The following is a 2393-nucleotide window of genomic DNA, read 5'->3' as shown; positions in this document are numbered from 1 at the left end:
ATCGCCTTACGGAAGAGTGCCGTGTGCCGGCGGGCCATGTCGGCATCTGTTTCCCCGGCGTCCGGCACGTGGCCGAAAGCCGCGGCTCCGTTGCGCGCAGGCTCGGGTGAACCGCGGCTGATGCCCAGCTGCAGCCGGCCTCCGCTGATCAGGTCCGTTGCCGCCGCTTCCTCCGCCATGTACAGCGGGTTCTCGTACCGCATGTCGATAACGCCGGTGCCGATTTCGATCCTGCGGGTGCGTGCTGCAATAGCGGAGAGCAGCGGGAACGGGGAGGCCTGCTGGCGGGCGAAGTGGTGGACGCGGAAAAATGCTCCGTCCACGCCGAGCTCCTCGGCGGCCACCGCCAGCTCGATGCCCTGGAGCAATGCCTCGCCGGCAGTCCTGGTGCGGGAGCCCTGGCCGGGGCCCCAATGGCCGAATGAAAGGAATCCTATGCGCTCCATACCTGCCCCAACCTTTCGTGCGCCGACTGCATTCCCGGCTGGCATGATGGCTGCGTGGCTACTCCTGATGAAACGTTGACCATCGGTAAGACTGTCCTGCTGTTCGTGCTGGCGGCAGCGGCGGAGATCGGTGGCGCCTGGCTTGTGTGGCAATCCGTGCGGGAAGGCAAGGACTGGTGGTGGGCCGGGCTGGGCGTCATAGCCCTGGGCGCATACGGCTTCGTGGCCACACTCCAGCCCGACGCCCATTTTGGCCGGATCCTGGCAGCCTACGGCGGGGTGTTCGTCGCCGGCTCGCTGGCCTGGGGCATGATCTTTGACGGCTTCCGCCCCGACCGGTGGGACGTGGCCGGATCCCTGATTTGCCTGCTGGGCGTGGCGGTCATCATGTTTGCCCCGCGCGGCGGAAGCTGACGCCGTCCCCAACTAAACTGGCACCGTGACGAACAGGCAGCAGGGACCCGGGGAACCCGTGCCGCCGTCGCGCGGAAAAATCGCCGAGCGCCTGCTGCCGGGCGGGGAAGAACCGGACCCGCGGTTCACCCTCGCCAACGAGCGCACCTTCCTCGCCTGGATCCGAACGTCCCTTGCACTGCTGGCGGGAGGCATCGCCATTGAGGCGTTCACCGCCGACCTGTTTTTGGAGCCGGTCCGCAAGGGACTGGCCGTGGTCCTGCTGCTGCTCGGCATGCTGCTCAGTGCCGGCTCGGCGGTGCGGTGGCTGCGGGTGGAACGCAGCATGCGCAATAAGGTTCCCCTGCCGCTGCCGCTCATTGTGCCCCTCCTCGCCGGAGCAGGGGCCCTGGCGGCCGCCGTCGTCCTGGTCTTTATCCTCTGGCGCTGACGCATGGGAAATTCCCGCCGCCCTGCCGGCCCGCACGGGGATCCGGGCCTCCAGCCGGAGCGGACCACGCTGGCCTGGGGCCGGACCATGATGGCACTGGTAACGGTCAGCGCCATTTTCCTGCGCTGGCTCCCTGCCCACGGGTTCCCCATCCTGCTGCTGTTCGCCGTTTCCGCCGGCGCTGCACTGGCCATCTACCTCACCCAGCGCCGGCGCTACAGCACCAGCTCCCGCGGCATCCATCAGGAAAGTGTCGACGCCGACATCACCGCGGTGCTCTGGACGGCCTTTGCGGGGGTGGCGCTGGGAGGCCTGGGCATCGGCGTCGTCCTGGCCGGTTAGGAGCTGGGGAAACCACCAGCTTTAAAGGATCCGGCGCTAAAACATGGGCAGGACGAAGCCTGCCAACAGCGCCACTGCCCCGATGGCGGTCAGGGCGCGGCCCAGCAAGGAGGCCGTTTTGCCGGCTTCCTCGGGTGCGGCCATCTGCCACTGGGTGGGACGTTTGGGGTGGTAGTAGATAGGAAGTGTGTCGCCCACCGCCAGGTCCTTGATGTCGTGGGGGGACATCGGGGCATGGTGCACCTGGTATTTGCGGTCGAACCAGCGGAAGCCCACGCCCGTGGTGTCGGAGTACACCACTGCCTCGGCCACGTCCCAGGGGTGCACGAAGCGGCGGAGGAACCCGGTGTAGAACAGCAGGCCCAGCCCGGCGGGCAGGCACAACCAGGTCAGCATTTCCAGGATTGGACCTGCCATTTCAAGCACAGTGGGCATGAACTTGATGGTACCGCGCAGGGGTGGTGGCTTCTGCACCGACTACGTACGCTGAGGGAACCAAAGTGACCGGTCCGGAGTAAGGGGAAAGTTATGGACGATCAGGATCTTTTGGCGCGTATCCAGGCCCTGGTGGAGGAGGAACATTCACTCCGCGAGGGCTCGAGCGACGGGCAGGCGCCGGACCAGGCCCGGCTCAAGAAGGTAGAGGAAAGCCTGGACCAGTGCTGGGACCTGCTGCGCCAGCGCAGGGCCAAATCGGAGTCCGGCGAGAACCCGAACGAGGCCGAGGCGCGGCCCGTCAGCGAGGTTGAGAACTACAAGCA

6 protein-coding genes are annotated in these 2393 nt (G+C 66.8%); 4 read left to right on the top strand and 2 right to left on the bottom strand.

The features are described 5' to 3' along the window. On the bottom strand, window positions 1-446 hold a 446-nt coding region (locus P2Q66_RS20770; protein ID WP_275731205.1), incomplete at its 3' end, for an LLM class flavin-dependent oxidoreductase. A 75-nt stretch (window positions 447-521) separates the two neighbouring features. Here P2Q66_RS20770 and P2Q66_RS20765 point away from each other — a divergent pair. Genes P2Q66_RS20765 through P2Q66_RS20755 form a run of 3 tightly spaced genes read left to right on the top strand, consistent with a single transcriptional unit; the run spans window position 522 to window position 1632 of the window. Beyond that, window positions 522-860, top strand: a complete 339-nt coding sequence (locus tag P2Q66_RS20765) for a YnfA family protein (protein ID WP_079598826.1) — start codon at window positions 522-524, stop codon at window positions 858-860. Between the two features lie 25 nt (window positions 861-885). Then, complete coding sequence (locus P2Q66_RS20760; RefSeq protein ID WP_275731203.1) at window positions 886-1290, top strand: DUF202 domain-containing protein; 405 nt, start codon at window positions 886-888, stop codon at window positions 1288-1290. A gap of 3 nt (window positions 1291-1293) precedes the next feature. Continuing rightward, window positions 1294-1632: a DUF202 domain-containing protein gene (locus P2Q66_RS20755; protein WP_275731201.1), complete on the top strand. Its 339-nt coding sequence runs from the start codon at window positions 1294-1296 to the stop codon at window positions 1630-1632. 36 nt (window positions 1633-1668) lie between these two features. Here the strand turns inward: P2Q66_RS20755 and P2Q66_RS20750 are convergent, their stop codons facing one another. After that, entirely contained in the window at window positions 1669-2067 is a 399-nt protein-coding gene (locus P2Q66_RS20750; RefSeq protein WP_079598823.1) for a hypothetical protein, read from the bottom strand. Between the two features lie 93 nt (window positions 2068-2160). On the opposite strand from P2Q66_RS20750, the gene P2Q66_RS20745 reads away from it, so the two are divergent. After that, window positions 2161-2393 (top strand): DUF2630 family protein (locus tag P2Q66_RS20745; protein ID WP_275731199.1); only part of this gene is annotated, 233 nt, incomplete at its 3' end.

Source organism: Arthrobacter sp. Cr_A7, assembly GCF_029222765.1.
In the GTDB taxonomy this organism is placed as follows: domain Bacteria; phylum Actinomycetota; class Actinomycetes; order Actinomycetales; family Micrococcaceae; genus Arthrobacter.
The sequence above is the reverse complement of the archived record's forward strand: the minus strand, read 5'-3'. Positions and strand labels throughout refer to the sequence as shown.